The organism is Thermodesulfovibrio sp. 3907-1M, from assembly GCF_040450955.1.
In the GTDB taxonomy this organism is placed as follows: domain Bacteria; phylum Nitrospirota; class Thermodesulfovibrionia; order Thermodesulfovibrionales; family Thermodesulfovibrionaceae; genus Thermodesulfovibrio; species Thermodesulfovibrio autotrophicus.
The window spans coordinates 72,260-96,104 of sequence record NZ_CP144373.1 but is presented as its reverse complement, the minus strand read 5'-3'; the positions used below and the strand labels follow the sequence as shown (position 1 = coordinate 96,104).

Annotated in this window: 25 protein-coding genes and 2 tRNA genes; 17 read left to right on the top strand and 10 right to left on the bottom strand. The window is 36.2% G+C overall.

The window, feature by feature from the left end:
• Positions 1-75: 75 nt before the first annotated feature.
• A complete protein-coding gene (gene hflX, locus V4D30_RS00470) occupies positions 76-1,407 on the top strand; it encodes a GTPase HflX (protein ID WP_353684289.1) in 1,332 nt (443 codons plus the stop codon).
• Here the strand turns inward: hflX and amrA are convergent.
• A complete protein-coding gene (gene amrA / locus V4D30_RS00465) occupies positions 1,385-1,894 on the bottom strand; it encodes an AmmeMemoRadiSam system protein A (protein ID WP_353684288.1) in 510 nt (169 codons plus the stop codon). The genes hflX and amrA overlap by 23 nt on opposite strands.
• A 114-nt stretch (positions 1,895-2,008) precedes the next feature.
• Here amrA and V4D30_RS00460 point away from each other — a divergent pair.
• From V4D30_RS00460 to V4D30_RS00450, 3 genes are all read left to right on the top strand, one after another.
• Positions 2,009-2,079 (top strand) — tRNA-Gln (locus tag V4D30_RS00460).
• A 9-nt stretch (positions 2,080-2,088) separates the two neighbouring features.
• Positions 2,089-2,163, top strand: a tRNA-Glu gene (locus V4D30_RS00455).
• 27 nt (positions 2,164-2,190) lie between these two features.
• On the top strand, positions 2,191-3,120 hold the full coding sequence (locus V4D30_RS00450; RefSeq protein ID WP_353684287.1) for a L,D-transpeptidase family protein: 930 nt from the start codon (positions 2,191-2,193) through the stop codon (positions 3,118-3,120).
• A 10-nt stretch (positions 3,121-3,130) separates the two neighbouring features.
• Here the strand turns inward: V4D30_RS00450 and V4D30_RS00445 are convergent, their stop codons facing one another.
• Together V4D30_RS00445 and ribD are read right to left on the bottom strand one after the other, a co-directional pair.
• On the bottom strand, positions 3,131-3,439 hold the full coding sequence (locus tag V4D30_RS00445; RefSeq protein ID WP_353684286.1) for an Lpp/OprI family alanine-zipper lipoprotein: 309 nt from the start codon (positions 3,437-3,439) through the stop codon (positions 3,131-3,133).
• 65 nt (positions 3,440-3,504) lie between these two features.
• Entirely contained in the window at positions 3,505-4,596 is a 1,092-nt protein-coding gene (ribD, locus tag V4D30_RS00440; protein ID WP_353684285.1) for a bifunctional diaminohydroxyphosphoribosylaminopyrimidine deaminase/5-amino-6-(5-phosphoribosylamino)uracil reductase RibD, read from the bottom strand.
• Positions 4,597-4,689: 93 nt separating this feature from the next.
• Here ribD and scpB point away from each other — a divergent pair, with 93 nt between their 5' ends.
• Complete coding sequence (gene scpB, locus V4D30_RS00435; RefSeq protein WP_353684284.1) at positions 4,690-5,229, top strand: SMC-Scp complex subunit ScpB; 540 nt, start codon at positions 4,690-4,692, stop codon at positions 5,227-5,229.
• A gap of 11 nt (positions 5,230-5,240) precedes the next feature.
• The gene (locus V4D30_RS00430) at positions 5,241-6,173 is read left to right on the top strand and encodes a LysM peptidoglycan-binding domain-containing protein (protein WP_353684283.1); all 933 of its coding nucleotides are present in this window, start codon (positions 5,241-5,243) and stop codon (positions 6,171-6,173) included.
• Here the strand turns inward: V4D30_RS00430 and V4D30_RS00425 are convergent.
• The 6 genes from V4D30_RS00425 to V4D30_RS00400 form a co-directional block, all read right to left on the bottom strand.
• On the bottom strand, positions 6,170-8,101 hold the full coding sequence (locus V4D30_RS00425; RefSeq protein WP_353684282.1) for a molybdopterin biosynthesis protein: 1,932 nt from the start codon (positions 8,099-8,101) through the stop codon (positions 6,170-6,172). The two genes, V4D30_RS00430 and V4D30_RS00425, sit on opposite strands and share 4 nt — an antisense overlap.
• Entirely contained in the window at positions 8,101-8,838 is a 738-nt protein-coding gene (gene fdhE, locus V4D30_RS00420; RefSeq protein ID WP_353684281.1) for a formate dehydrogenase accessory protein FdhE, read from the bottom strand. Before fdhE ends, V4D30_RS00425 begins: the two co-directional genes overlap by 1 nt.
• Positions 8,839-8,851: 13 nt before the next feature.
• The gene (locus V4D30_RS00415; RefSeq protein WP_353684280.1) at positions 8,852-9,940 is read right to left on the bottom strand and encodes a cytochrome c peroxidase; all 1,089 of its coding nucleotides are present in this window, start codon (positions 9,938-9,940) and stop codon (positions 8,852-8,854) included.
• On the bottom strand, positions 9,924-10,355 hold the full coding sequence (locus tag V4D30_RS00410; protein ID WP_353685146.1) for a thioredoxin domain-containing protein: 432 nt from the start codon (positions 10,353-10,355) through the stop codon (positions 9,924-9,926). The genes V4D30_RS00415 and V4D30_RS00410 overlap by 17 nt, the downstream gene beginning before the upstream one ends.
• A gap of 9 nt (positions 10,356-10,364) precedes the next feature.
• Entirely contained in the window at positions 10,365-10,526 is a 162-nt protein-coding gene (locus V4D30_RS00405; RefSeq protein WP_353684279.1) for a hypothetical protein, read from the bottom strand.
• 202 nt (positions 10,527-10,728) lie between these two features.
• Entirely contained in the window at positions 10,729-11,838 is a 1,110-nt protein-coding gene (locus V4D30_RS00400; RefSeq protein ID WP_353684278.1) for a GNAT family N-acetyltransferase, read from the bottom strand.
• Positions 11,839-12,186: 348 nt separating this feature from the next.
• Here V4D30_RS00400 and V4D30_RS00395 point away from each other — a divergent pair, with 348 nt between their 5' ends.
• The 5 genes from V4D30_RS00395 (at position 12,187) to V4D30_RS00375 (ending at position 16,317) form a co-directional block, all read left to right on the top strand.
• Complete coding sequence (locus tag V4D30_RS00395; RefSeq protein WP_353684277.1) at positions 12,187-12,453, top strand: co-chaperone GroES; 267 nt, start codon at positions 12,187-12,189, stop codon at positions 12,451-12,453.
• Between the two features lie 18 nt (positions 12,454-12,471).
• Entirely contained in the window at positions 12,472-14,094 is a 1,623-nt protein-coding gene (groL, locus tag V4D30_RS00390; RefSeq protein ID WP_353684276.1) for a chaperonin GroEL, read from the top strand.
• Positions 14,095-14,171: 77 nt separating this feature from the next.
• Positions 14,172-14,831, top strand: coding sequence for a response regulator transcription factor (locus tag V4D30_RS00385; RefSeq protein WP_353684275.1), 660 nt, complete (start codon positions 14,172-14,174; stop codon positions 14,829-14,831).
• Between the two features lie 3 nt (positions 14,832-14,834).
• Positions 14,835-15,728 carry a hypothetical protein gene (locus V4D30_RS00380; RefSeq protein WP_353684274.1) on the top strand — a complete coding sequence of 298 codons (894 nt, stop codon included), beginning with the start codon at positions 14,835-14,837 and terminating at the stop codon, positions 15,726-15,728.
• 31 nt (positions 15,729-15,759) lie between these two features.
• Complete coding sequence (locus V4D30_RS00375) at positions 15,760-16,317, top strand: Uma2 family endonuclease (protein WP_353684273.1); 558 nt, start codon at positions 15,760-15,762, stop codon at positions 16,315-16,317.
• Positions 16,318-16,323: 6 nt separating this feature from the next.
• Here the strand turns inward: V4D30_RS00375 and V4D30_RS00370 are convergent, their stop codons facing one another.
• Positions 16,324-17,154 carry a DUF3782 domain-containing protein gene (locus V4D30_RS00370; RefSeq protein ID WP_353684272.1) on the bottom strand — a complete coding sequence of 277 codons (831 nt, stop codon included), beginning with the start codon at positions 17,152-17,154 and terminating at the stop codon, positions 16,324-16,326.
• A gap of 116 nt (positions 17,155-17,270) precedes the next feature.
• Here V4D30_RS00370 and V4D30_RS00365 point away from each other — a divergent pair, with 116 nt between their 5' ends.
• From V4D30_RS00365 to V4D30_RS00340, 6 genes are read left to right on the top strand one after another with little or no spacing between them, the layout of a single operon-like run.
• On the top strand, positions 17,271-17,564 hold the full coding sequence (locus V4D30_RS00365; protein WP_353684271.1) for a hypothetical protein: 294 nt from the start codon (positions 17,271-17,273) through the stop codon (positions 17,562-17,564).
• A 7-nt stretch (positions 17,565-17,571) separates the two neighbouring features.
• Entirely contained in the window at positions 17,572-21,294 is a 3,723-nt protein-coding gene (locus V4D30_RS00360) for a PilC/PilY family type IV pilus protein (protein WP_353684270.1), read from the top strand.
• Positions 21,279-21,737 carry a prepilin-type N-terminal cleavage/methylation domain-containing protein gene (locus V4D30_RS00355; protein WP_353684269.1) on the top strand — a complete coding sequence of 153 codons (459 nt, stop codon included), beginning with the start codon at positions 21,279-21,281 and terminating at the stop codon, positions 21,735-21,737. Before V4D30_RS00360 ends, V4D30_RS00355 begins: the two co-directional genes overlap by 16 nt.
• Positions 21,715-22,335 (top strand): prepilin-type N-terminal cleavage/methylation domain-containing protein, encoded by a 621-nt coding sequence (locus tag V4D30_RS00350; RefSeq protein WP_353684268.1) that lies wholly within the window; start codon positions 21,715-21,717, stop codon positions 22,333-22,335. The genes V4D30_RS00355 and V4D30_RS00350 overlap by 23 nt, the downstream gene beginning before the upstream one ends.
• Positions 22,332-23,258: a type II secretion system protein gene (locus tag V4D30_RS00345; RefSeq protein WP_353684267.1), complete on the top strand. Its 927-nt coding sequence runs from the start codon at positions 22,332-22,334 to the stop codon at positions 23,256-23,258. Before V4D30_RS00350 ends, V4D30_RS00345 begins: the two co-directional genes overlap by 4 nt.
• On the top strand, positions 23,213-23,716 hold the full coding sequence (locus tag V4D30_RS00340; protein WP_353684266.1) for a hypothetical protein: 504 nt from the start codon (positions 23,213-23,215) through the stop codon (positions 23,714-23,716). The genes V4D30_RS00345 and V4D30_RS00340 overlap by 46 nt, the downstream gene beginning before the upstream one ends.
• Positions 23,717-23,845 lie beyond the last annotated feature (129 nt).

The window sequence follows — 23,845 nt, the reverse complement described above, 5'->3', positions numbered from 1 at the left end:
TCACTTGAAGATTTTAATATAGGTAAAAAACCTTTAAGAGGTTTAAGATACATCCATACTCACTTAAATAAAGAAATGCCTGACAGAGAAGATATTACTGATCTGAGACTTTTAAGATTTGATGCTATGGCTGTTTTAACCCATGAAAAAGGATTGCCTGAGCTCATTCATGTTGTTCATCTTTTACCTTATGGGAAAGAAAATCAAATTGAAGTTATTTCATCAAATTTTTACTCTCTAAGGTTTAATTTTAAAGAATTTATCAATAATCTTGAAGCAGAAATGGATAGAGCAAGGGCTATTGATGTAAACGACCCACGAGAAAAGGCTATTCTTATCAGTGTTTCCACAGCGCCAAAATACATTCTTGAAGAACACATGGAGGAATTAGAAGAACTCGCAAAATCAGCAGATGTGCTCGTAATAGATAAAATCATTCAAAGGGTAAAAAGAGTAAATCCAAAATACCTTCTTGGAGAAGGCAAACTCAGAGAATTGATTATCAAAGCAATGGATATGGGAGCAACTCTTCTTGTGTTTGATCAGAATTTAACGCCATCTCAAATAAGAGCAATAACTGATATGACAGAGTTAAAGGTAATAGACCGTAGCCAGCTTATACTTGATATTTTTGCCAGAAGAGCCCACACAAGGGACGGAAAAGTTCAGGTAGAGCTTGCTCAATTAAGATATATGCTTCCAAGGCTTACAGGTAAAGGAACAGCCATGTCAAGGCTTGCTGGTGGAATTGGAGGAAGAGGTCCTGGAGAGACAAAACTAGAGATTGACAGGCGGAGAATAAAGGAAAGGATTCACCATCTTGAAAATGAACTTGAGAAACTTACACTAGCAAGACTGGAAAGAAAAAAACGGAGAAAGGAGCTTTCAATTCCCATTGTTTCAATCATAGGTTATACAAATGCTGGTAAATCTACACTTCTTAATGCACTTACAAAAAGCAGTGTTTTTGTGGAAGATAAAATGTTCGCAACCCTTGATACATCTTCAAGAAGATTGAAATTTCCCGAAGAAAAGGAGCTTATAATCACTGATACAGTTGGTTTTATAAGAGACTTACCAGAGGACCTTGTTGCAGCATTTAAGGCTACACTGGAAGAGCTGGAAGATGCCTCTTTACTTATTCATCTTGTTGATATTTCCAATCCCCAGTTTGAAAATCACATTGATTCTGTAAATAAAATCCTCAAAGATTTGGGACTTGAGAGAAAACCTGTTATTCTCGTCTTTAACAAAATTGACAAAATTCCGTTTTTTGAGGTTAAGCAAATTTGTAGCAGATACAATGCAATAGGAATCTCGGCAAAAGACAGGAAAACACTTATTCCATTAATAGATGAAATAAAAAACAGGCTCTGGGAGGAAGTTACCTGTAACGCTCCACTTTAAATTTGTAAATCTCCACATCAGAGTCATAGGGATCAATACCTGCCTTAAGTTTGGCTATTCTCAATTGCTCATCAACAGTATTTACACCATCTATGTCAGGAAGAAGTAGTCCCTTCTGCCATCCTTTTACTACAATAACTCCGTATTTTTTAGGGTCAAGTTCATCAAGACTATTTACAGGCTCTGGAGGGCTTAATATATCCACTGAATATTCCAGATCTTCAAGCTCCTGAGGCTGAACAGGAGGGAAACGAGGGTCTTCAGTTGCTGCAGCTATAGCATTCCTCACTATTTCTGTGTATATATTTTCAGTGGCAGGCAAAAATGTTCCGATGCATCCACGAAGTTGACCTTTTTTCTTTATGGAAACAAATACTCCTGCTTTTCTTTTCATCTCAGGAGGAATATTTTCAGGAATAGCAGGCATTTTCCCTTTTCTTACATACTCTTCCACAGTTTTCTTAGCAAGTTCCACATAGGGATGCATAATTAAGTATATACTAAATCATGGATACAAATTCAATGATTTAACCATCAATATAGGTTACAGACCTTAATAGTTTGACAATTTAAACATTTTTATGATATATCAATAAAAGATTGGGGAGTCGTCTAACGGCAGGACGGCAGACTCTGGATCTGCTTGTAGGGGTTCGAATCCTCTCTCCCCAGTATTTTTAAGGTCCCATCGTCTAGCCAGGTTTAGGACGTAGCCCTCTCAAGGCTAAAGCACGGGTTCAAATCCCGTTGGGACCGTTTTAATTTGATAAAATAAAACTAACTATGAAAAAATGGATTGGTTTAATAATTTTATGTTTCCTTTTTCTGAGTTTTAACCTCTCCTATGGAGAGACCTTCTCTATCTCAAAGGATACAACAATTATTGGAAAACTGCAAACACATATAATAAAGAACAAAGAATCACTTATAGAAATTGCAAGACATTATGATTTAGGCTATAATGAAATAGTAGATGCCAATCCTCTACTGGATCCCTTTGTTCCTGGAGATGGAAATAAGGCAATAATTCCAACTTTCTGGATTCTACCTGACAGACCAGATAATTTTCAGGGAATAATTATAAATCTATCTGAAATGAGACTTTACTATTTCCATAAAAAATCCAGAGAACAGATGGTTAGCACATTTCCAATTGGAATTGGCGATGATGGAGTTGAAACTCCTGTTGGGAAGTTTAAAATATCTCATAAAATTGTTAATCCTCCATGGTATGTTCCTGAGTCAATCAGAAAAGAAAGACCAGAGCTTCCAGCAGTTGTTCCTCCAGGACCTGAAAATCCTCTTGGGACACATGCAATGAGACTTTCTGGCTTGAGTTATCTCATTCACGGAACAAACAGACCATGGGCTGTTGGAAGAAAAGTTACTCATGGTTGCATCAGACTTTACCCGGAAGACATTCCAAAACTGTTTGATATGGTTGCTGTTGGAACAGAAGTATTAATTGTAAGACAACCTGTAAAAGTAGGAAAAATTGGCAATGATGTTTATGTGGAAGTTCACAGGGATGACCAGCTGAAAGATTTTGATTATCTTAAAAATGCAATGGAACAGCTTGCTAAAAAGGGACTTCTGAAATATGTGGATACTTTCAAGCTTTATAATGCAGTTAAACAAAAAAGCGGAATCCCCACCTCAGTGAGCATTAAAAATAAAGAGCCACAGATCATACCTTCTGATCTGTGGCTCTAAAAAATTCAAACTATTTCTTCTGCTGAAGCTCAAATGCCTTTCCTGCTTTCTGTGAAGCAGCTTCTGCTCTCTTTGCAGCATCCTCTGCTCTTTGTGCAGCAGCCTCTGCTCTCTTTGCAGCATCGTCAGCCTTTGTGCAGCAGTCATCAATTTTCTTGTCAAGAGCATTAACCTTTGATTCAAGATTGTTTACCTTACTTTCAAGCTTACCTATTCTGTCAACAAGGGGATCAATCTCCTGCTTCACATAATCCTTACTAGCGCAACCAAAAGCAAAAATAAACATTGCTGCTACCATAACAGTTAAAAGCTTTTTCATTCTTTCTCACCTCCTTTCCTGAAAAATATTAATTAATACAACTTTAGCTCAAAATTAAAAATTTTTCAAGCCTTTTTTAAATATCCTTCTATAAGAATATCATCTGATATTTTTTTTATCTTTAAATCCTTTATTTCAAAGGCTTCGTTGAGATTTTTATAAATTTTTCCTCCCACACTTGGATAAGAATCTGCACCACCTATTATCTTTGGGGCAATAAAAATCATTAATTTATCCACTACTCCGCTCCATAAAGCATAACTATTTAATGAAGAGCCTCCTTCAATCATCAAAGAGGTAATCTCTCTTTTACCAAGCTCTTTCATGAGCCATTGAAGATCAACTTTTTCAGAAGAAAAAGAGATAATTTCTACTCCTCTGCTCTGTAGGATTTTTACTTTATTGTCATGTAATTTAGTTTCATGTACTACGGCTATTGTATGTGGTGGAGGGCTGTAAACATGATAATCTAAAGGAATCTTAAGTTCAGGGTCTATAATAACTCTTAATGGATTTTTGCCTCCTTTTATTCTTGATGTAAACATGGGATTGTCTTTCAACACAGTTCCACAGGCAGAAAGCAGAGCATCAACTCTTGAACGTATGAGATGCACAAGTTTTCTTGATTTTTCTGAAGTAATCCATTTAGATTCACCCCGAGGAGTGGCGATTTTACCATCCATTGTCATTGCAATTTTAAGAATTACAAAGGGAGTTCTGGTGGTTACGTATTTTATATAAAACTCGTTTAATTTTTTAGCTTCTTCTTCAAAAACTCCTTCAATAACCTCAATTCCATAATTTTTCAGTAATTCTATACCTTTTCCTGATACCTTTGGATTCGGATCTCTCATTGCAACAACAACCCGTCTGATCCCTGAATTTATTATTGCGTCTGTGCAGGGTGGTGTTTTTTTGTCTCTGTGACAGCATGGTTCAAGCGTTACATAGAGGGTTGCACCATCTAAAGACTCTTTTGCACTCATTATAGCTTCAGCTTCTGCATGGGGTAAGCCTGCTTTTTTATGATATCCCTCTGATATAATCTTTCCATCTTTTACAATCACAGCACCAACCATAGGATTTGGAGAAGTTCTCCAGTTTGCCTTTTTTGCAAGAAACAATGCTCTTTTCATAAAGAATTTGTCATCCAACATATTTCCATTGTAACATATGAGTCATTATTTTTTTCTGGTGCTTGCCATAAGGCATTGATTTTTTTAAAACTGATTCTGTATAATACGGAAGTCATGAATTTATTCACCCAAAGAGAACAGATAAAGGGAATTTTAGAGTCCTTGCTGTTCATCGCAGAAAAACCTCTTTCAATAAAAATTCTCCATACCCTGTTAAACATTCCTGAAAATTATCTTAAAGAGATAATCAATCAACTTGCTGAAGAATATAGAACCAGAAATTCAGGAATTATGATTATCAAAATTGAAGACTCCTATCAGATGGTTACAAATCCCCAGTATGCAGAATGGATAAAAATGTTTAAGCAGCATACAAACAATAAACTCTCCGAACAGGCACTTGAAACACTCGCTATCATAGCTTATAAACAGCCAATTACCAAAGCTGAAATAGAAAGAATAAGGGGTGTAAATTCTGATTATGCAATAAAAACACTGATTGAAAAAAAACTTATAAAAATTGTAGGAAAAAAGGAAGTGCCTGGCAGACCCTTTCTTTATGGAACAACAAGGGAATTCTTGAAAACTTTCGGTATTTCAAGTTTAAGTGAACTGCCAACAGTTGTTGATTTTAATAATGTTAACGCTGCATAAGGAGGTGATTTATGAGTAAAATATTTGTTTTTTTAATAATTTTAATTCTTTTTCCGTGCCTTGTCTTTGCCCAGACTTACGCAGTAAAAAGAGGTGACAGCATTTATAAAATTGCAAAGAAATTTAATGTTTCCGTTGATGAAATAAAAAAGGTAAATAATCTAAAGAGTAATAAATTGCAGACAGGAATGAAATTACAAATCCCAGAAAAAAATAATAAAATCACAAAAAAATCACAACAGACAGACTACCACATCGTTAAAAAAGGTGAAACACTTTTCAGAATTGCAAAAAAATATAACATATCAGTGGAAGAACTTAAGAGACTTAATGGATTAAATAGCAACAAACTCAGCACAGGGCAAAAACTTATTGTAAAAGCTCCAGAAAAACCAAAGGAGAATATTTCAATAAGGGAGGAGGAAAAAGTTCCTGTCTTAGCTTCTGCTAAACCAGACATAGATGAAAAGGTGGAAGAAATAGAGGAGATTAAGGCATCAGAAGACCTTTCTCAGATGAGCATTACTGAGAGATTGCTTCTTTTTGCCAAAAAGATGCTTCATCTACCATACAGATTTGGTGGAAATAGTTTTAGCGGACTTGACTGCTCCTTTTTTGTTAAAAAAGTTTATTCAATGGTTGGAATTGAACTGCCAAGAAGTGCAAGAGAGCAGTTTACTGTGGGAGTTCCTGTAAAAAAAGATGAGCTTCAACCAGGAGACCTTGTGTTTTTCAGAACTTATGCAAAATTTCCATCCCATGTGGGAATTTATCTGGGAGACAACTTATTCATCCATGCATCAACGAGGTCAAAGAAAGTAACAATTGACAGTTTAGAAGCGCCCTACTATCTGAGTAGATTTATTGGTGCAAAAAGAATTCTTGGAATTGATAAAGAATCTATTGAAAAAGCCATTGAAGAAGTTAAAAAGCAGGAGAATTAATTAGAATAAATTATTTTTCCCATATCACGAATATCATATCCACCAAGTAAGCTTACTGCTTTTTTAAACTCTTCGTCTTCCCCTATGACTTTTAAAACTGCCTGAATTATTGGCAATTCAAGAAAGTCCTGAGGAATCAAAATATCGTATCTTTCTTCAGTAACAGGAATAAAATCAAGTCTCAATGCCTCTGCAGCAGAGAGAATTCCCAATCCCACATCAGCTCTTCCTGTAAGCACTGCTGAAGCTACTGCCATATGAGTGTATTCATCTCTATCATAACCTTTAACAGTATCAGGGGAAATTCCGAGCTCTTTTAAATGTTTATCAAGAAGAAGTCTTGTTCCTGAGCCAGCCTGTCTGTTTATGAAAACTACATCTTCACGAGTAAGATCTTCAAATCCTTTAATGTTTTTTGGATTGCCTTTTTTAACAATAAAACCCTGAATTCTATAAACAAGATTGATGAGAACAACTTTTTTCTCTGGCAAAAGCTTTTTTATAAAAGGCACATTATACTCCCCGGTTGCTTCATCAAGAAGATGAGTCCCGGCAATGTGTGCTTCACCTTTTTTAATCGCAACAAGACCACCCATTGAACCAACATGAGCAGAGGAAAGAGTTACATGGGGAAATCTTTTTCTTAAAAAGTTATATAAAACATCAAGAGTATTGTCATGACTGCCAATGCAGACTACGGTATTGTTAATCTCCTCTTTGCTGCGCCATAAATACACTGGTACCTCAGAACCCTGAGAGAATCCTTCTGAGCCTCTGGGAACAACAACATATCCATCAGCTCTCACAACGCTCATTAAAAGTCCAGCACCTCTTCCCATTGGAGTTACAATGTAGTTTTCTCCTACCCTACCCACCTTCACTCTAACGAATTCATCAACCCCTATGCTTGATGATATCTGTCTTGAAAGTAATGCCTTAAGTTGTTCTTGTTTTTTTGTTGATACACCAAGATAAAGCTCTATCAAAGGTTTAACAAAAAGGTCAAAGCATAAAAAGGCTGATACAGGATAACCGGGTATTCCTAAAACAGCTTTCTCTCTAATAAATCCTGCAATAAAGGGTTTACCAGGTTTTATGGCAACACCATTTATAATAACCTCACCGAGTTCATTGATTACTTTATAAGTAAAATCTTCTTTTCCGTATCCAGAACCAGCATTCAATAAAACAATGTGACACTCCTTTAAAGCATTCAAAATTGCATTCTTTATCTTATTTTCTTCATCTGGAATCACTGAATAAATTTTAGCTTCAGCTCCCAGCTCATTTACAAGACTACCAAGAACTGCTGAATTATACTCTATAAGCTCAGGAGGATTTGGCATTCTCTCTTTAATTGTTTCAGCATCAATTAGTTCTGAACCTGTTGGAATGATTCCAATAACAGGCTTCCTTCGTACTTTTATCTCTGTTATTCCGCTTGCAAGCATTGCTCCAATATCAACAGCGCGCACAACATGACTTTCCGGAATAATTAACTCTGTCGCAACAATATCTTCTCCAATAGGTCTTACATCATTGTAAGGAGGCACAGAAGCATAAATCTCTATGTATCCATCCTTTATACTGACATCTTCCACTGGTATTACAGCATCAAAATCCTCTGGAAGTGGGTCTCCTGTTTCAATCCAGTGAGCATCAACACCAATTTTGAGCCTTACTGGTTCTCTCTCAGTTGCAGAGAAGGTATCGCGAGCTTTAACAGCATATCCATCCATTGCAGCAGAATGAAAATATGGTGAAGAAAATCTGGCAAAAACCGGCTCTGCCGTGACTCTTCCTAAAGCAGATTTAACAGAGATGGTTTCTACATCAATGGGAAGACAGCGCCTTTCTTTAAAAGCATTAAACAGTATTTCCTTTGCTTCCTCAAGCGATAAAAGCTCGTGAAAAACCTTTTTCCTCATTATTCAATTATTCTCAATCCAATGAAATTTGGAGAACGCCTTATGTAGCCTCGCTTCTGCACAACTATATCAAGAGGTAAACTGACTATGTCAATCAAAAAGGGATCTCTGTACTTTATATAGTGATTTTCTTTAAAGCTTTTTATGTAAGTATTACACTCAAGACAGAGTTCAGCTCTTATTTCCTCGTCATCAAGAAGAATTTCTATTCTGGTTGAATCTTTATTAAAACAATAGGGACATCCAATTCTGAAAAAGCTTCCTCCATGCTCACAAAGTGGACATATCATTATTTTTTCATTATTCTCTGTAATCATTGCAAGGGATGAATCTGTTCCACAAACTGGGCATTTTCCTGTATCCATAAAAGATACCTGCTCGCCTTCTTTTCTTAAAAAGACAAAAAAGGGTTTACTCAAAATGAAAAGCATTCTTTGAATGTCTTCCTTTGAAAGCTCTTCACTATGAAGCTGAAGAGACCAAAGGGTTGCAGGCTCTTTTAAAGGATTTTTTCCGCTTTTTAAAATTTCATCTTTCAAAAATGAAATTGATTCATAGGGAATCTGAAAAACCGATGAGAAGTTTTTAAGAACAATATCTATCACTGAAGTCCCGCTGTCAAGCTTTAGCACTTCTTTGTCCTTTTTGCATTGCTCGGTTAAATTTTTTATCTTTTGATAAAATTCAAGAGGGCTTTGCAGATGTGGCTTTTCTCTTATTAGTTCTTCTATTTTCATGTATCCTCCATGTTTATGGAATTTCTGGTGGTTTTATATGTAAATCATCACCAGATAAAGCTTCCACAAGAAAGGTTTTAAGTGCTTTCTTTTCATAATCGGTTAAATTAAGGGGTTTCAACAACTTATTCCCCTTTCCTCCGCCTTTATTAAAGAAATCAATTACCTCCTCAAGGCTCTTAAATATACCATTATGCATATAGGGTGCAGTTTTTGCAACTTCTCTTAAGGTAGGAGTTCTAAAAGCTTTGTAATCCTTTCTTTTCTTCGTTTTAAAGTATCTTCCAAGGTCTTCTTTCACATTCATGTAGTCTGGATATTTATTAATTTTAGCCACATAACGCCTTGTGGTTATGAACTTTGGCTCATTAACATATTTTGGATTTTCTGGAACCTCCAGCGCATGAAATTCCTGATCACTGAGATAAGCTCCATAATGACATTCTATACATTTTCCTTTTCCTGTAAAGATTTCAAGTCCTTTTTTAGCTTCTGGGCTCAATGCATTTTCATCTCCCCTTAGATAACGGTCAATTGGTGCATTTCTGGATATCAGAGTTCTTTCAAAGGCTGCAATTGCTTTTGCAATAAGTTTTATATTTACATCTTTGCCAAAAACTCTCTTAAAGGCTTCTCTGTATTCGGGAACAATTCTTATTTCTTCCTCTAAAAAATCAAGATTCTGGTTCATTTCAAAAGCTGACATAATTGGAAATTCTGCCTGTTCTTCAAGAGTCTTTGCCCTTCCGTCCCAGAAAAGATACTTTGCATAGGCTACATTCATCAAAGTTGGTGCATTTCTGAAGTTTCTTGTTGTTGGGTAACTGAGAGATATTTCAGAACCATCGGTAAATGCTTTTTCAGGATCATGGCAATTGGCACAGCTTGTAGTTCCATCTCCTGAAAGTCTTCGGTCAAAGAAAAGCTTTTTACCGAGCTCAATTTTCTCTGTAGTCTGTGGATTGTCTTTTGGAACAGGCACAGGAGGTAGCGATTCAAGTTGTTTTTTCTTTTTGTCAGAGGCAAAGCTGTCAATATGGAAATAGATAAAGAAAACAAAAATAACGCAGAGAAAGTAAATAATGCTATTTTTTAGTAGCACTTTTAAGTTCCTGTAAAATAATTTCCCTGAAATAATCATAGTCTCTTACTCCAAGAATTTTTACTCCATTGATATAAAAAGCAGGAGTTACGTAAAGTTCCATCTCATTGGCGAGTTTCAAATCTCTTTCAATTATTGAAGCACCTTCTTGATTGTCTATTGCCTTTACAAATTTTTCAATATCAAGATTGAGCTCTTTTGCGTAAGCTATTAAAGATTCCCTGTCAAGCTTTGGAGATCTTTTTATTAATAACTCATGCATTTCAGCAAACTTGCCCTGTTTCCATGCTTCAACTGCTGCCTCTGCTGCAATTCTTGAATAGTCTCTGTAGCGATATGGGAAAAACTTAATCACAAGTTTTACCTTTCCTTTAAACTCTTTAACCAATCCTTCAATGGTCGGACCAACCTCAATACAATGCGGTCATTGATAGTCAATAAATTCAACAATGGTAACGGGCGCATTCTCATATCCAATATAAGGTGAGTTTTCCAGAGGCAAACTGTATCTTTTTTCAGCTGCAAAGGCACTGGATAAGAGAGACAAACCTAACAAAACAAACAAAAGCTGTTTAATAATTTTCATATTTTTTCTCCTTAATATTCAATAGTCTGTTCAAAAACTTGCAAGCCCATATTTACCTACATCTTCACCAACGAGGAAACACTGCTCTGCCTCAGGATGACAGAAAAATTGTCATTCCGAGCGAAGCGAGGAATCTCCTCCACTTTTTTCTGTATCGGAATAACAGAATAAAGCTTGACTCATATCAAACAGCCTCACTTAATTATAACACAATATCAGTCTCATAAATTCGCAAAGTTTTATATCTACGGGCATTTATTATCTGGGTCAGGTTAATTGTATCAAAGTTGTCTTCAAGAATCCATGAAAATTCCACTTTTTTAAATCCATATTTTTTTGCACCTCTGAAAGCTTCTCTGAGCATTATTGATTCCACACCCTTGTGTCTCATCTCTTTCTTTACTCCAAAAAGAAGAAGCCTTATTGATTGAATTTTTCTTCTGTAATACAGAGCCTTCATTATTGCCCATGGCGTCAATCTGCCTTTGATTTTTCTTAATACTTCATTAAAATCAGGAATGGCGCCAAAAAAACCTACTGGCTTACCATCTTTTTCAGCAACTATAACCAGTTCAGGTAATGCTACAGGTTTAAGCTTCATAGCCATGTAGTCAATCTCTTCCTTTGTTATTGGAATAAATCCCCAATTTGAAGCCCATGCTTCATTATAAACTTCCATAAATGCATAAAGCTCTTCGGTTAAATTTTTCAATTTCACTGTTCTTGCTTTGATTCCCTGTCTTTCTGCGAAACTGGCAATTCTTTCAATTTTTGAAGGAAGTTTATCAGGAACATCTGCCAAAAAACAATAAAGATCCTTTACTTTTTTCATTCCATATGATTGAGCAAACTCGTTATAATATGGCGGATTATATGGAATCATTATCATTGAAGGAGTATCAAATCCTTCATAAAGAAATCCGCATTCTTCATTTGTTGAAAGATTCATTGGACCACGCATTATGGAAAGATTATTTTCTTTAAGAAACTCCTTTGCTTTATCAAATAAGGCATTGGCAACAGCCTGCTCCTTTATGCACTCAAAAAGTCCAAAAAAACCTGCATTGTCCTTATGATACTCAAGATGAGCATAGTTAACTATGGCAGCGATTCTTCCAGCAGGTTTTCCACCTTTGTAAGCAATATAAAATTTAGCCTTCGCTCTTTTAAAAAAAGGATTTTTCTCAGTAAGATGCTCCATCATATCGTTGATTAATGGAGAAGCATAAAAGGAGTCATTTTTATAAATTTTCAACGGTAGGGTTACGAATTCTCTGAGCTGTTTTTTATTTATAACTTCTTTTATTTCCAAAGCCCTTCATCCAGAAAAACTTTTTAAACCTCAATCCTGCACAGAATATAATTAAAGTGTAAATTCCATTCCCCTTTATTGTCAACATAAAAATTTGAAACTGAGATCTCCCGAGAAATCTCTAAATAAACTAAACCTGGCTTCTTTATCATCAATTTTAGGATTAAAAGTATTTTAAAGAAAAATAGTAAAAAATAACAAAAAACAATAATATTCCATAAAAATAGTTAAAAACTGGCTATAAATTGTTTTATTTAGCCTTGATTGGATATCCAAATTCAGGTTATATTAGCACTCGGTAAGATTAGTTGCTAATAATTCATCAATAAAATAAAAAGGAGGGAGGATATGAAGATTAAGCCACTTAAAGACAGAGTAGTTGTTAAGTTTTCATCTGAAGAGCTTGAAAAAACCCCTGGAGGAATCTATGTGCCTGACGTGGCAAAGGAAAAACCTCAGAAGGGCACAGTTATTGAGGTTGGTTCTGAGGTGAAAGAAGTAAAGGTGGGTGATACTGTTCTTTTTGACAAATATGCTGGTTCAAAAATCAAAATTGACGATGTAGAGTATTTAATTATTAAAGAAGAAGAAATTCTCGGAATAGTAGAAAAATAAAAAAAAGGAGGGGATGATATGGCAGCAAAGCAGTTAATATTTGGTGACTCAGCAAGGCAGGCAATTCTTAAAGGTGTTACAATTCTTACTGATGCTGTAAAAGCAACGTTGGGACCAAGAGGAAGAAATGTAGTAATTGAGAGAAAATTTGGTTCTCCCAATGTAACAAAAGATGGTGTTACAGTTGCTAAAGAAATAGACCTGAAAGATCCCTTTGAAAACATGGGTGCACAGCTTGTAAGAGAAGTTGCATCAAAGACCTCTGATGTTGCCGGTGATGGAACAACCACTGCAACTGTACTGGCTTATGCCATTTACAAAGAAGGTCTTAAATACGTTTCAGCTGGTGCTAATTCAATGGATCTCAAGAGAGGTATTGATAAGGCTGTTGAAGCAGTTGTTGAGGAGCTTAAAAAGATTTCAAAGCCTGTTGCAGATAAAAAAGAGATAGCACAGGTAGGAACAATCTCTGCTAATAATGATGCTTCAATAGGAGAGCTCATCGCTGAAGCAATGGATAAGGTAGGGAAAGATGGCGTTATTACTGTTGAAGAAGCAAAAGGAATGGCAACAACCCTTGACATAGTTGAAGGAATGCAGTTTGACCGTGGATATATTTCCCCATATTTTATAACTGACCCTGAGCGCCTTGAATGTGTTCTTGAGGATGCCTTTATTTTAATTCATGATAAGAAAATTTCAGGCATGAAGGACCTCCTTCCAATTCTTGAGCAGATTGCAAGAATGGGCAAACCTCTTCTTATTATTGCAGAGGATGTGGAGGGTGAAGCCCTTGCAACACTTGTTGTAAACAAGCTCAGAGGAGTTCTTCAGGTTTGTGCAGTAAAGGCACCAGGATTTGGAGAAAGAAGAAAGGCAATGCTTGAGGATATTGCAATTCTTACAGGTGGAACAGTGATTTCAGAGGATCTGGGAATTAAACTTGAAAATGTAAAGATTGATGATCTTGGAAGAGCAAAGAAAATCATCGTTGACAAAGACAACACCACAATTGTTGAAGGTGCAGGAGATCCTCAGAAGATTCAGGGAAGAATTAAACAGATAAAAGTTCAGATTGAAGAAACAACATCTGATTATGACCGTGAAAAACTTCAGGAGCGCCTTGCAAAACTTGCAGGTGGAGTTGCAAGAATCAATGTTGGTGCAGCAACTGAGGCTGAGATGAAGGAAAAGAAAGCAAGGGTAGAGGATGCATTGAATGCAACGAGAGCTGCTGTTGAGGAAGGAATTGTTCCTGGCGGTGGAGTAGCACTGTTAAGATGTCAGAAAGCTCTGGAAAATTTGAAAGCTGAGAATCATGACCAGCAGCTTGGTATTGAAATCGTTAAGAAAGCTCTTGAAGAACCAATAAAACAGATTATTGCCAATGCTGGAGTTGAAGCCACACTGATTGTTGAAAAGGTAAAGGAAAACAGTAATATTAATTTTGGATACGATGCATATCAGGAAAAGTTTGTTGATATGATGGAGGCAGGTATCATTGATCCAACAAAAGTTACAAGAACAGCTCTTCAGAATGCTGCATCTGTAGCAGGATTGATGCTTACAACAGAAGTTTTGGTATCTGAAATTCCAGAGGAGGAGAAGAAACCTCCTATGCCTTCCCCTGATATGTACTAATTTTCATAAAGGAGCAGACACAATGTCTGCTCCTTACCTTCTTGAAAAACCTTCCGATTTAATGTAATATTCAATTGATGAAAATTCTTCTCATTGAAGATGACAAAGCTCTTGGTGAGAGCATACAGGAGTATTTCAAACTTCATGACATTGAAACAGTATGGATTCAAGATGAGAGAAAACTCCCAAATATTCTTAAAGTTTATGAATTTGATGTGATCGTCCTTGATCTTATGTTAAATTTTTCCCGTGGAGAAGATTTAATAACATTCATTAGAGACAATAAAATAAATACGCCAATTTTAATTCTTACAGCCAAAACTGAGCTTTCAAGCAAAGAAGAATGCTTTTTAAGAGGAGCTGATGACTATCTTTCAAAGCCTTTTGAACCAAAAGAGCTCTTACTCAGAGTCAAGGCATTAAGTAAGAGAGTTCAAATAGAAAGTATTCTAAATATTGGAGATGTTACCATCAATATTGATGCAAAAACAATCTGGAAAAATGACAGAGAAATAAAACTCTCAAAAACAGCATGGGATTTATTAACTCTACTAATCAAAAGAAAGGGAGAAATAGTTAGCTCTGAAACAATTCTGAACTATGTCTGGGGCGGAAAAGCAGTGGGTGATGAAGTTGTAAGAACTTATATAAAGGAGCTGAGAAAAATTCTGCCTCATGATAGTATTAAAACCTACAAAGGTAGAGGATACAGATTAGATAATATTAAGGAGAACTAAGTATTGAATTTTCAACTAAAAATATTTCTCACTTTTGCCATAGCAGTGGTGCTTATTTTTTCTGTTATAAACTTCATAACAATCAATTTTTTCAAAGAACAGCAACATAAATATGAAGAAGAAATTCTCTCTTTATACAAGGAAATCTTAAAACAAAATAAAAACTATCAGCTTCCTTATTACATAAAAGCGTATGAAAACGAACTGTTTTTTGAAGAAAGTTATATCAATGATAGATTTCAGAGATTTTCTAAGACCATATTGATATGGGAAGTTTTACTTATTCTGGTTTTAAGCTATCTGTTCTATAAAATTCTGAATATAATAAGCAAGAAAGAACAGGAAGAAGAAGATTTTCTGAGATTTCTCTTTTTTGTTCTGTCACACAAAATCGGTAATTTTCTCTCAACTCTAAATACAAACATTGAAATATTGAGATTGAAACCAGAAAGCAGAGTTCTTGAAAGGATACAAACAAGCTGTAATATTATTGGTGCTGAATTGAAAAAAACAATGGAGACAATCAAACAACTGCCAAAAACTTCCAGATCAAGGCAAAAAATTAATCTGACAGAATTAATTAAAAATGTAAATTCAAAATTTGCCACTGACAAAAAACTCCTTTTTAGTGAGAGAGAAGTTTACCTTTATAAAAATTCAGAAGTAGTGGAAACCATAATCTTTCTATTACTTGACAATGCCTTCAGATATGCCCATAGCAAGATTCATATAAAAATTTTCAGGAATGCCGTTGCAATAAAAAACGATTTCAAAGAGATTGTCAAAGGCTCTGGATTGGGCTTGCAGATCGCAGAATATCTCTGCAAAAGCAATAAACTTCAACTGAAATACAGGGCAAAGGGTGAACACTTTATAGCGGTATTGATTTTTAATTGACAAAGAAAGCTGTTTCAATTTAGATTAAACTATGGCTGAGGCAGTCTTAGAAAAGAAAAAATACACATATCAGGACTATCTTAAACTTCCCGATGAGGTAAGATATGAACTCATTGAAGGAAAGCTAATCATGACACCATCACCAAATATTAAACATCAAAGAATTTCAAGGAAAATTGAATTTATGCTTGAAAAATATGTTACTGAAAATTCTCTTGGAGAGGTTTTTGATGCACCCTGTGATGTATATCTTGATGATGAAAATGTTGTCCAGCCTGATATACTTTTTATATCAAAAGAAAGAGCTTACATAATAGGAGAAAAAAACATTCAGGGCGCACCAGACCTTGTAATTGAGATAGTTTCAGAGGCATCCATATACAGGGATTCAGTTCAGAAAAAGAAACTCTATGCAAAACATGGAGTAAAGGAATACTGGATTGTAGCCCCTGATGATCAAATGATTGAAGTTTACATTTTAAGAGAACCGGGACAGTATGAGCTCAGACGCACCTATTATGAAAACGATGTGGTGGAGTCAGAGATTATAAAGGGATTCAAAATTTCCATGAAAGATATTTTCGGATGAATTATTTTAATTAGAACTCTGCAATTCTTTAAAATCCACCTCTTCAGGATAACCATAAACTTCTATACCATAAGATTCAGCGAATTCTTTTGCACTGCTTTCTATCATGGGTGAGATTATAATTTTCCTGTGTACTTTCTTGCCCTCACTTTTTTCATAGAAATTTATTTTTCTTAAAAAAGTAGCCACATCGCCTTTACTGATTGAAGATTTAATTTCACCAGCAATTACTTCACCATCTCTTATTATAAGGTCAAGCTTTACCTGATCAGGTCTTCCAAAAACTGAACCTTCATTGTCCTTCTGAGAGTACTTTATAACTTTAACTGGAAAACTCTCTTCAAGTATTCCTTTTATAGCTTCTCTGAAAGATGCCTCAGTCCTGAGTCCCCATCTTGCTCCAAGAGCACCAATGGTTGTATCATGCTTTCTGTGAAGAAGCTTTATTTCTTCAAGTATTGAATTAATAACTTTCTGATTTTCTTCCCATTTCTTTTGATTTTCTTCCCATCTTCTTTGATTTTCTTCCCATCTTCTTTCACTTTCTTCCCATCTTCTTTCGTTTTCCTCCCATTTTTTGTTCCATTCAGCCTGAGTTTCCTCCCACTTTCTGTTCCATTCAGACCATTTTCTTTCGCTTTCTTCTCTCTGAAGCTGTATTTCTCTTAAAATCTTTTCAAAGCGATCCTCTGTCTGCTTTTTGTCTGCAAATCGCTCCTGCAAGATATGATATATTGTTTCTCTCATTTTTCTATCTCTTTTCAAAAGTCCTGGAAGCTCAGTGAGAATAATCTGTTTTATCTCCTCTTTTGTAAGTTTTATGTCTGACTTTTTCATAATTAAATTTTCCCAGTATTCGGTTAAAAATGTCAAATTTATATGTCTCACATAACTTTCACGATTTTTATTCATTCACCTGCTATAATATAGTTAAGAAAAAGCGGAGGTTAAAAGTGAGATGCTCTTTTATTGCTATTTTAATAGTTTTCTCAATAATTCTAATTCCAGTTATTGCCACTTCTGTTGATGAACTTTTTCTTACAGGAAAAGTCATCCAATACGAACCTGATACAGGCAAGATAAAAATAGAAGTTTTGAGCTCTTCCTGTAAGGGACTGAGGGAATTTTTAACTGAAAAAGGGCTTCCAAAGGAATTACTTATCAACAGAGTTATAGATTTTGGAATTGATTCAGACCACTGTGATAAATTTAAAATGCATAAGATAAGGACATCTCTTTTAAAGTGATAAATTTATGAAAAAGTTGTTATTCTTTATCTTCATATTTTTTATATCTCTCTTAATTAAGGATAATCCTTCTGTAGAGTCAGTTGATATGGCAGATTACTGTTATGTTCCTCCATCAATAGGACAGATGTTTTCTCCTAATGTTTTACTTGTGATAGATGTTAGCGGTTCTATGTCATGGTGTGCTTATAATCCAACGTCTTCAAAACAAAGCTGCTGTGATAATTCATCAGGTTGTGGGTGGACATATAAAGGCACAGAGGAGGGCTATTTTGAGCCAGATAAAATTTATGAAAGAAGATATATATCCATTCCAAATGTAGGTAATGACTATGTATGGGTAGAAACAACAGGAACGGAAACAGCATGCCCGAAATACTCTAGAGGCATTGATACATCTAAAAAATATAAAGGTGCGTGTCTTAATTTCCTGTATATGAGAAGAATTGACCTTTTAAGGTGGGCAATTACAGGAGGGAAACTTGATTCTTGTACATCTAATGATCCAAAAAGATGTGATCCTGAACTTTACGGACAGCCTGCTACCAATCTCAGCTGTGACAGCTATGGATGTGTTCTTGAATCAGAATCAGGAATAAAGGTAAAAGTTCCATGGGCAAGAATATATGATAGTTTAACTTTTCAGTTCAGAAATTTAACTTTACAGCCAAGACTTGGAGCCATGTTTTTCAGTGGCACAGGAGTAAGAAGTAATAAGGTATATGTTGGTGACTTTACTTCAAGTGCTAATTTTGACGGTGTTAATCCATATAAAAATTTAATTACTGCAATAAACTATGAAGACCCTTCAGGTGCAACTCCTACAGCACCTGCTTTATGGGATGCATATAACTACTTTGCTCAGAATCCTCCCAAATATGGAGGCTTTACTCCTCAGCAGGGTGCAGGAGATAAGTGGCGTAATCCAATGTATCAATGTTTTGACGAAAATAACAACGGAGTCTGCGAAGGTAGCGAACTCAAGCTTATTCCATGTGCAAAAAACTTCATAATTCTCCTTACTGATGGGCAGTGGAATCAAGGTGGATATCCTGTTCAAGGAACATGTAGCATTAATACAGGATATGAAGTAAATTCTGCAGATCCTGTTGTTCCTGCATACTGGCTTCATAAAAAGGGCTTTACCAATTTACCAACAGGAATCTCTTCTTATGTTGAAGCAGTTTACGGAATAGGACTGTGGCTTGGAGGAACAGGAGAAAAATCACTCAAACAGGTTGCCATGTATGGCTCCTTTGATAGAATTAAAACATGGCCTGATAACCTCAGTGGTTATCCAACTGCTACCTGCGGTCCTGTTGATGATTGCTGTTCAGGATACAATTGCGGAAAAGGCAGTGCCTGTGCAAACCTGCCTCCGTCTTCGTCTGATTGGGATAAGGATGGTGATGGAAAGCCTGATACTTTTTATTCTGCCTCTGATGCAACTGAAATAAAAGAAGCAGTGAAGACTGCCATATTTGACATTCTCCGCCGTGCATCCTCTGGTTCTACTGTTGCCACGCTTGCCTCAAGAACCGGTATATCAAGCCTTGTTATTCAACCATATTTTTATCCAAAGTATCAGAGAGAGGATGGGGTGGAGCTTGGCTGGCTTGGATTTTTGCGTAGTTTCTGGGTTGACCTAAAACAGAATTTGAGAGAAGATACTGTAATGAATAAAATTCTTGACATGGCACAGAATGCTTGGGATAAGATTATTCAGTTTATAAGAACAGATGATGAGACAAAAATAGCAGTTTTAGCTGGAGATACTGACAGTGGAAGCAATGCCTGTCAGCTTGAATCTATTAAAGATTTAAATCAGGTTAAAGCAGTTTTTGACAGTGGCTGCTGGCTTGCCCAAAACTCTGCATCAGACAGAACGATAAAATACAACAAAGACGGAACTCTTACAAATTTCACCACTTCTGAGGCATCATATCTTGCTGGTATCTGGCAGACAGTTGACTCAACAATTGATCAAACAAAAGCAAGCTGTATTATCAGATACTTAAGAGGTGAGAATTTATCAGGTGATTCAACATGCGGTTCATTAAGCTATGTTCAAAGGACAAGAGAGCTAAATATAAATACTTTCTGTGGTTCTGGTAGAAGTCAAACATGGAAACTTGGAGATATCATAAATTCAACCCCTTCTGTGGTGTCTGATCAGCCAGTAAACATCTATCACATAAAATATGGTGATTCCACATACGCTGCATTTATCAGAAGCGATAGCTATAAAAATCGGGCAACGATTGCATTTGTTGGAGCAAATGATGGAATGCTTCATGCATTTAGAGTTGGAACAGTGGTAAATCAGATAGACCCTGAGCACCCATCAAAGCTTCAGAATTCGCCAGTTGATACAGGCACTGATAAAATAGGAAGAGAAGAATGGGCATTTATTCCAAGAAATGCTGTTCCTTATTTAATCTGGTATGGAAACTCTGATTACTGCCATGTTCCAACAGTTGATTACAGAACCATTGTTGTGGATGCAAAAATATCAGGACAATGGAAAACTCTTCTTATTGGAGCAATGGGATTTGGAGGCAAAGCCCTTGGCAGTTTCTCTTCAAGTATTTTCGTTCTTGATATAACAGATCCAGTAAATCCTTCTCTTTTATGGGAAAAGAGTCTTCCGGATCAAACCCTTACTCTTTCCTTCCCGGCTGTGTTGAAAGCAGATGATTGGTATGTGGTAGTTGGCTCTGGTCCAAAGGATCCTAAAGGAACGAGCTTTTCCACTGCAAAAATATACTTTTTCAGACTTGCTGATGGATACTTGACCAACACTTTAACAGTAAAAGAAGGAAATCAGACAGTAACAGCAGCAGTTGGTGATATTATGCCAGTTGATTTTGATTTTGATTATTATGACGATGTGCTTTACTTTGGAACATATACAACAAACTCTGGAGATTTTTACAGGATTTATATAAAAGGCAAATCTGTATCTTCGCTGTCAGACAGTGACATTAAGAAAGCTGTTTCAGTTTCAAGACCAGTATTTGCTGCACCAAACTTTACTGTTGACGAATTTGGCAGGCTATGGGTATTCTTTGGAACAGGAAGATATCTTGGAGACTCTGATAAAACAGTTTCATATACAAACTACTTTATTGGATTTAAGGATGAATGCATGGTGAGCGGCTGCAGTTATAGTTTGGGTAGTTCAGGAACGACAAATACAACCAGCAGCCAAGTTTACGCAACAGTAACAGAGGTAAAAAAAATTTGCTCCTGTGATTCTTCTGGATGTAGCCAGGTTGATGTTGTTTATGATACAACGCCTGTGACTACAGGAGTTGAACCTGAACATGGCTGGTATTATCAACTTACTGGAGAGGCGGTGATATCTCAGCCTGCTGTTTTTGGTGGAAATGTTGATGTGCTTGTTTTTGCTCCTCCACAGGATATTTGCGCTTATGGAGGAAATACTGAACTGATGGCGCTATACTATAAAACAGGCACTCCCAATCCACGACCCGCAGTGCTTTCAACTCTTGCAACCAGTGGAACTCAGGGAACTGTAACTGTTTATGCTAAGATTCCTATTGGAAGCGGCGCTCCTCCTTTTGGGAATCCGTTCCAGATTACTCAGGGAACGAGTTCAAGAGAATATACAAAGTTTGTGCAGGTATCAACAGGTATTGTTTTAAAATTACAACAGCAGGTCTCTCCAGGATATGAAAGCAGGTTTGTCTCATGGATAGAAAAGTAGCAGGATTCAGTCTTTTTGAGCTTTTAATTATTATTGCCATTGTTTCATTTCTCATGTATATTGGTTATTCTCAGTATACAAAATACAAAGCTGACAGAGAGCTTATGAGACAGGCAAATCAGCTTGCAGATGATATAGGCTGGATAAAGTCTCAGTCAATCTCCAAAGAGCCTCATGGAATGGTGATAAATTTAGACAACTACACTCTGTTTAAAGACATTGATGGAAACTGTAGCTTCACTGCTCAAGATAAGATAATCAGTGTGGTAAATTTTATGAATGGAATAACAAATTCCAGTATAACAATATTTGTTTTTGACAGAAAAGGTTATCCAAGAGATAGTAATTGCGGAATTGGAGCAAGCGGTGTTACTTTAAAAAATACTAACAATAATCAAAAAATAATAAACATAAATAAATATGGAAGAATTCAAATTCAATAGCAAAGGATTCACACTTATTGAACTTTTAATCGGAATGCTTATTGTGCTTGTTGTTATGATTGGACTTCTGAAGGGAATCCTTGAATACAATAAATTTACAACAAGAGCAAAGATGAAAGACAGGGCAACTGAGATAGCAAGACAGTTTACAGCTTATATTGAAAACCTTCCATATACAAGTGATGGAAGTGGAGTTCGGTCAATACTTTATGCCAACAATTCAGCCTGGAACAATGTTACATGTAGCTCTAATTCGTGCAGTTTTTTTGAAACTCACACGGAATTTTATGAAATTGGTTCTCCAACTCTATCAAATCCTATAGGCAATCTCTCCTCTAATTTAAGGCTTTATCCATCAGTAAATACTCCTCAGTCACAGTGTAGTTGCAGAGGGGACAGTTGTCCTGCCAGTCTTCCAGTTTGCACCTATGAAGGATTTTCTGGCAGAAGAATATATACAGGGGTAAATGTGGCAAAAATAGTTGATGATTATGGAAGAGAAACAGGTAAAGCAGCATCAGTGATGATTTGGTATTTTGAGCCTTTTACAAATGAACTTAAAAGAATGACAACTCTGGTAATCAAGGAGAAGAGATGAAAAGAGGCTACTCAGTTGTTGAAATTCTCATAGTCATTGCCATAATGGGAATTCTGGCAGGTGGCATACTAAGTGCTTATCGCTTTATTGCAAAAGAAAATGTAACGAGGCATCTCGTAGCAAAGCAGGAGCAGGATGTCTCAGTCCTTATAAATCAGCTTTTAAAGGATGTTGACTCTGCCGGATTCGGTGTAGATATAGACAATCTCTGTTCTGAGACAACAATATCCTCAGGCAGTTTACAGTTTCCTTCCCTGGCTTCAAGAGAAGAAAGATGGTCAGGATGCTGGGCAGTATTAAATAGTGGAAATCTTACAATACAAAGTAAGAATTTTATGGGACAGGACTGTCAGTTTCCCAGTGCTTGGTACACTGTTCTTGATCCTGTAACTAAAAAAAGCTTATGCCCGGCAAATACTGGTTATCTATGCAATGATCTAAACAATATGAGTGGAATTGCTTTTTACGCTACAACAGAGAACGATTATACTTATCCTCAATCTTTTATGGTTACCTATGCTCTTAATCAAGAAAATTTACCAAAAGAGTGTGCCCGAGGGACATATAATTTAGTTAAAACAATCGGAACATCAAGATACAGTGGTTATCAGGCAAATCAACCAGTTATCTCCTGTGTTTTTCCCAATGGCTTTAAAGTCAGAGCAGGCATTCAGAGCGGAGGCTCTATAACTTATCAGGACTCTCTTTCTAATTCGGACATTCAGAACCATAATCTTAAGTTATTTCGTATCTGTCTTATTCTTCAGGTTGGTTCAGCTCAGGATACTCCATCAACTCAACCACAGTTCAGTTCAGATTGTGGAGGAGGTCCAACCATAGACAATACATGGTGGAACAATACAGGGAGGTGGTATAGATGGAAAGTTGTAGAACAGGATATTCCATTAAGAAACTATCAATAAACAATAAAGGAATTGCTCTTTTTTCCGCAATTCTGATCGCAGTTTTTGCATTGCTGGCAGTTGCAGGGCTTTACTTTGCCCTTACAAAGCTTCTTGGCTCATCTCAAACAATAAAAACCTACGCATCAGTAAGAGATGCTGCAGCAGGAGGAGTTCATCAAGCTGTGATAATGATACAGTCTGGTTCATTTAATGATTTTGCTGTAGGAGAGTGCACGCCACAGCCAATTGAGATTAATTTTAAGCTTTATGGAAGTGATAAACTTTTTACAAATAAAATCACCGTGTGTCTTAGTGCATACAAAGCTCTTCCAGGATATGAAATAACTGCAGTAGCATATTCAAAATTAGCTGGAGGATACAAAGGATTTATTTATACCATAATCTCCGAAGCTGAAGGACCAGAGGCAACTGGGGAGAAAACACGCTCTCGCATAGAAGCAGTTTATGCAAGATAGTTTTTCAAAGTAAGTAAAATTGATACCAGTTATTATGTTTTGAGTGCCTAAAAGACTGACTGATTTGGCAAAACCTCACAGAAATACAGAGCATTAGCTAATCTCGGCTTAGCATAGTGAAAATGCTTT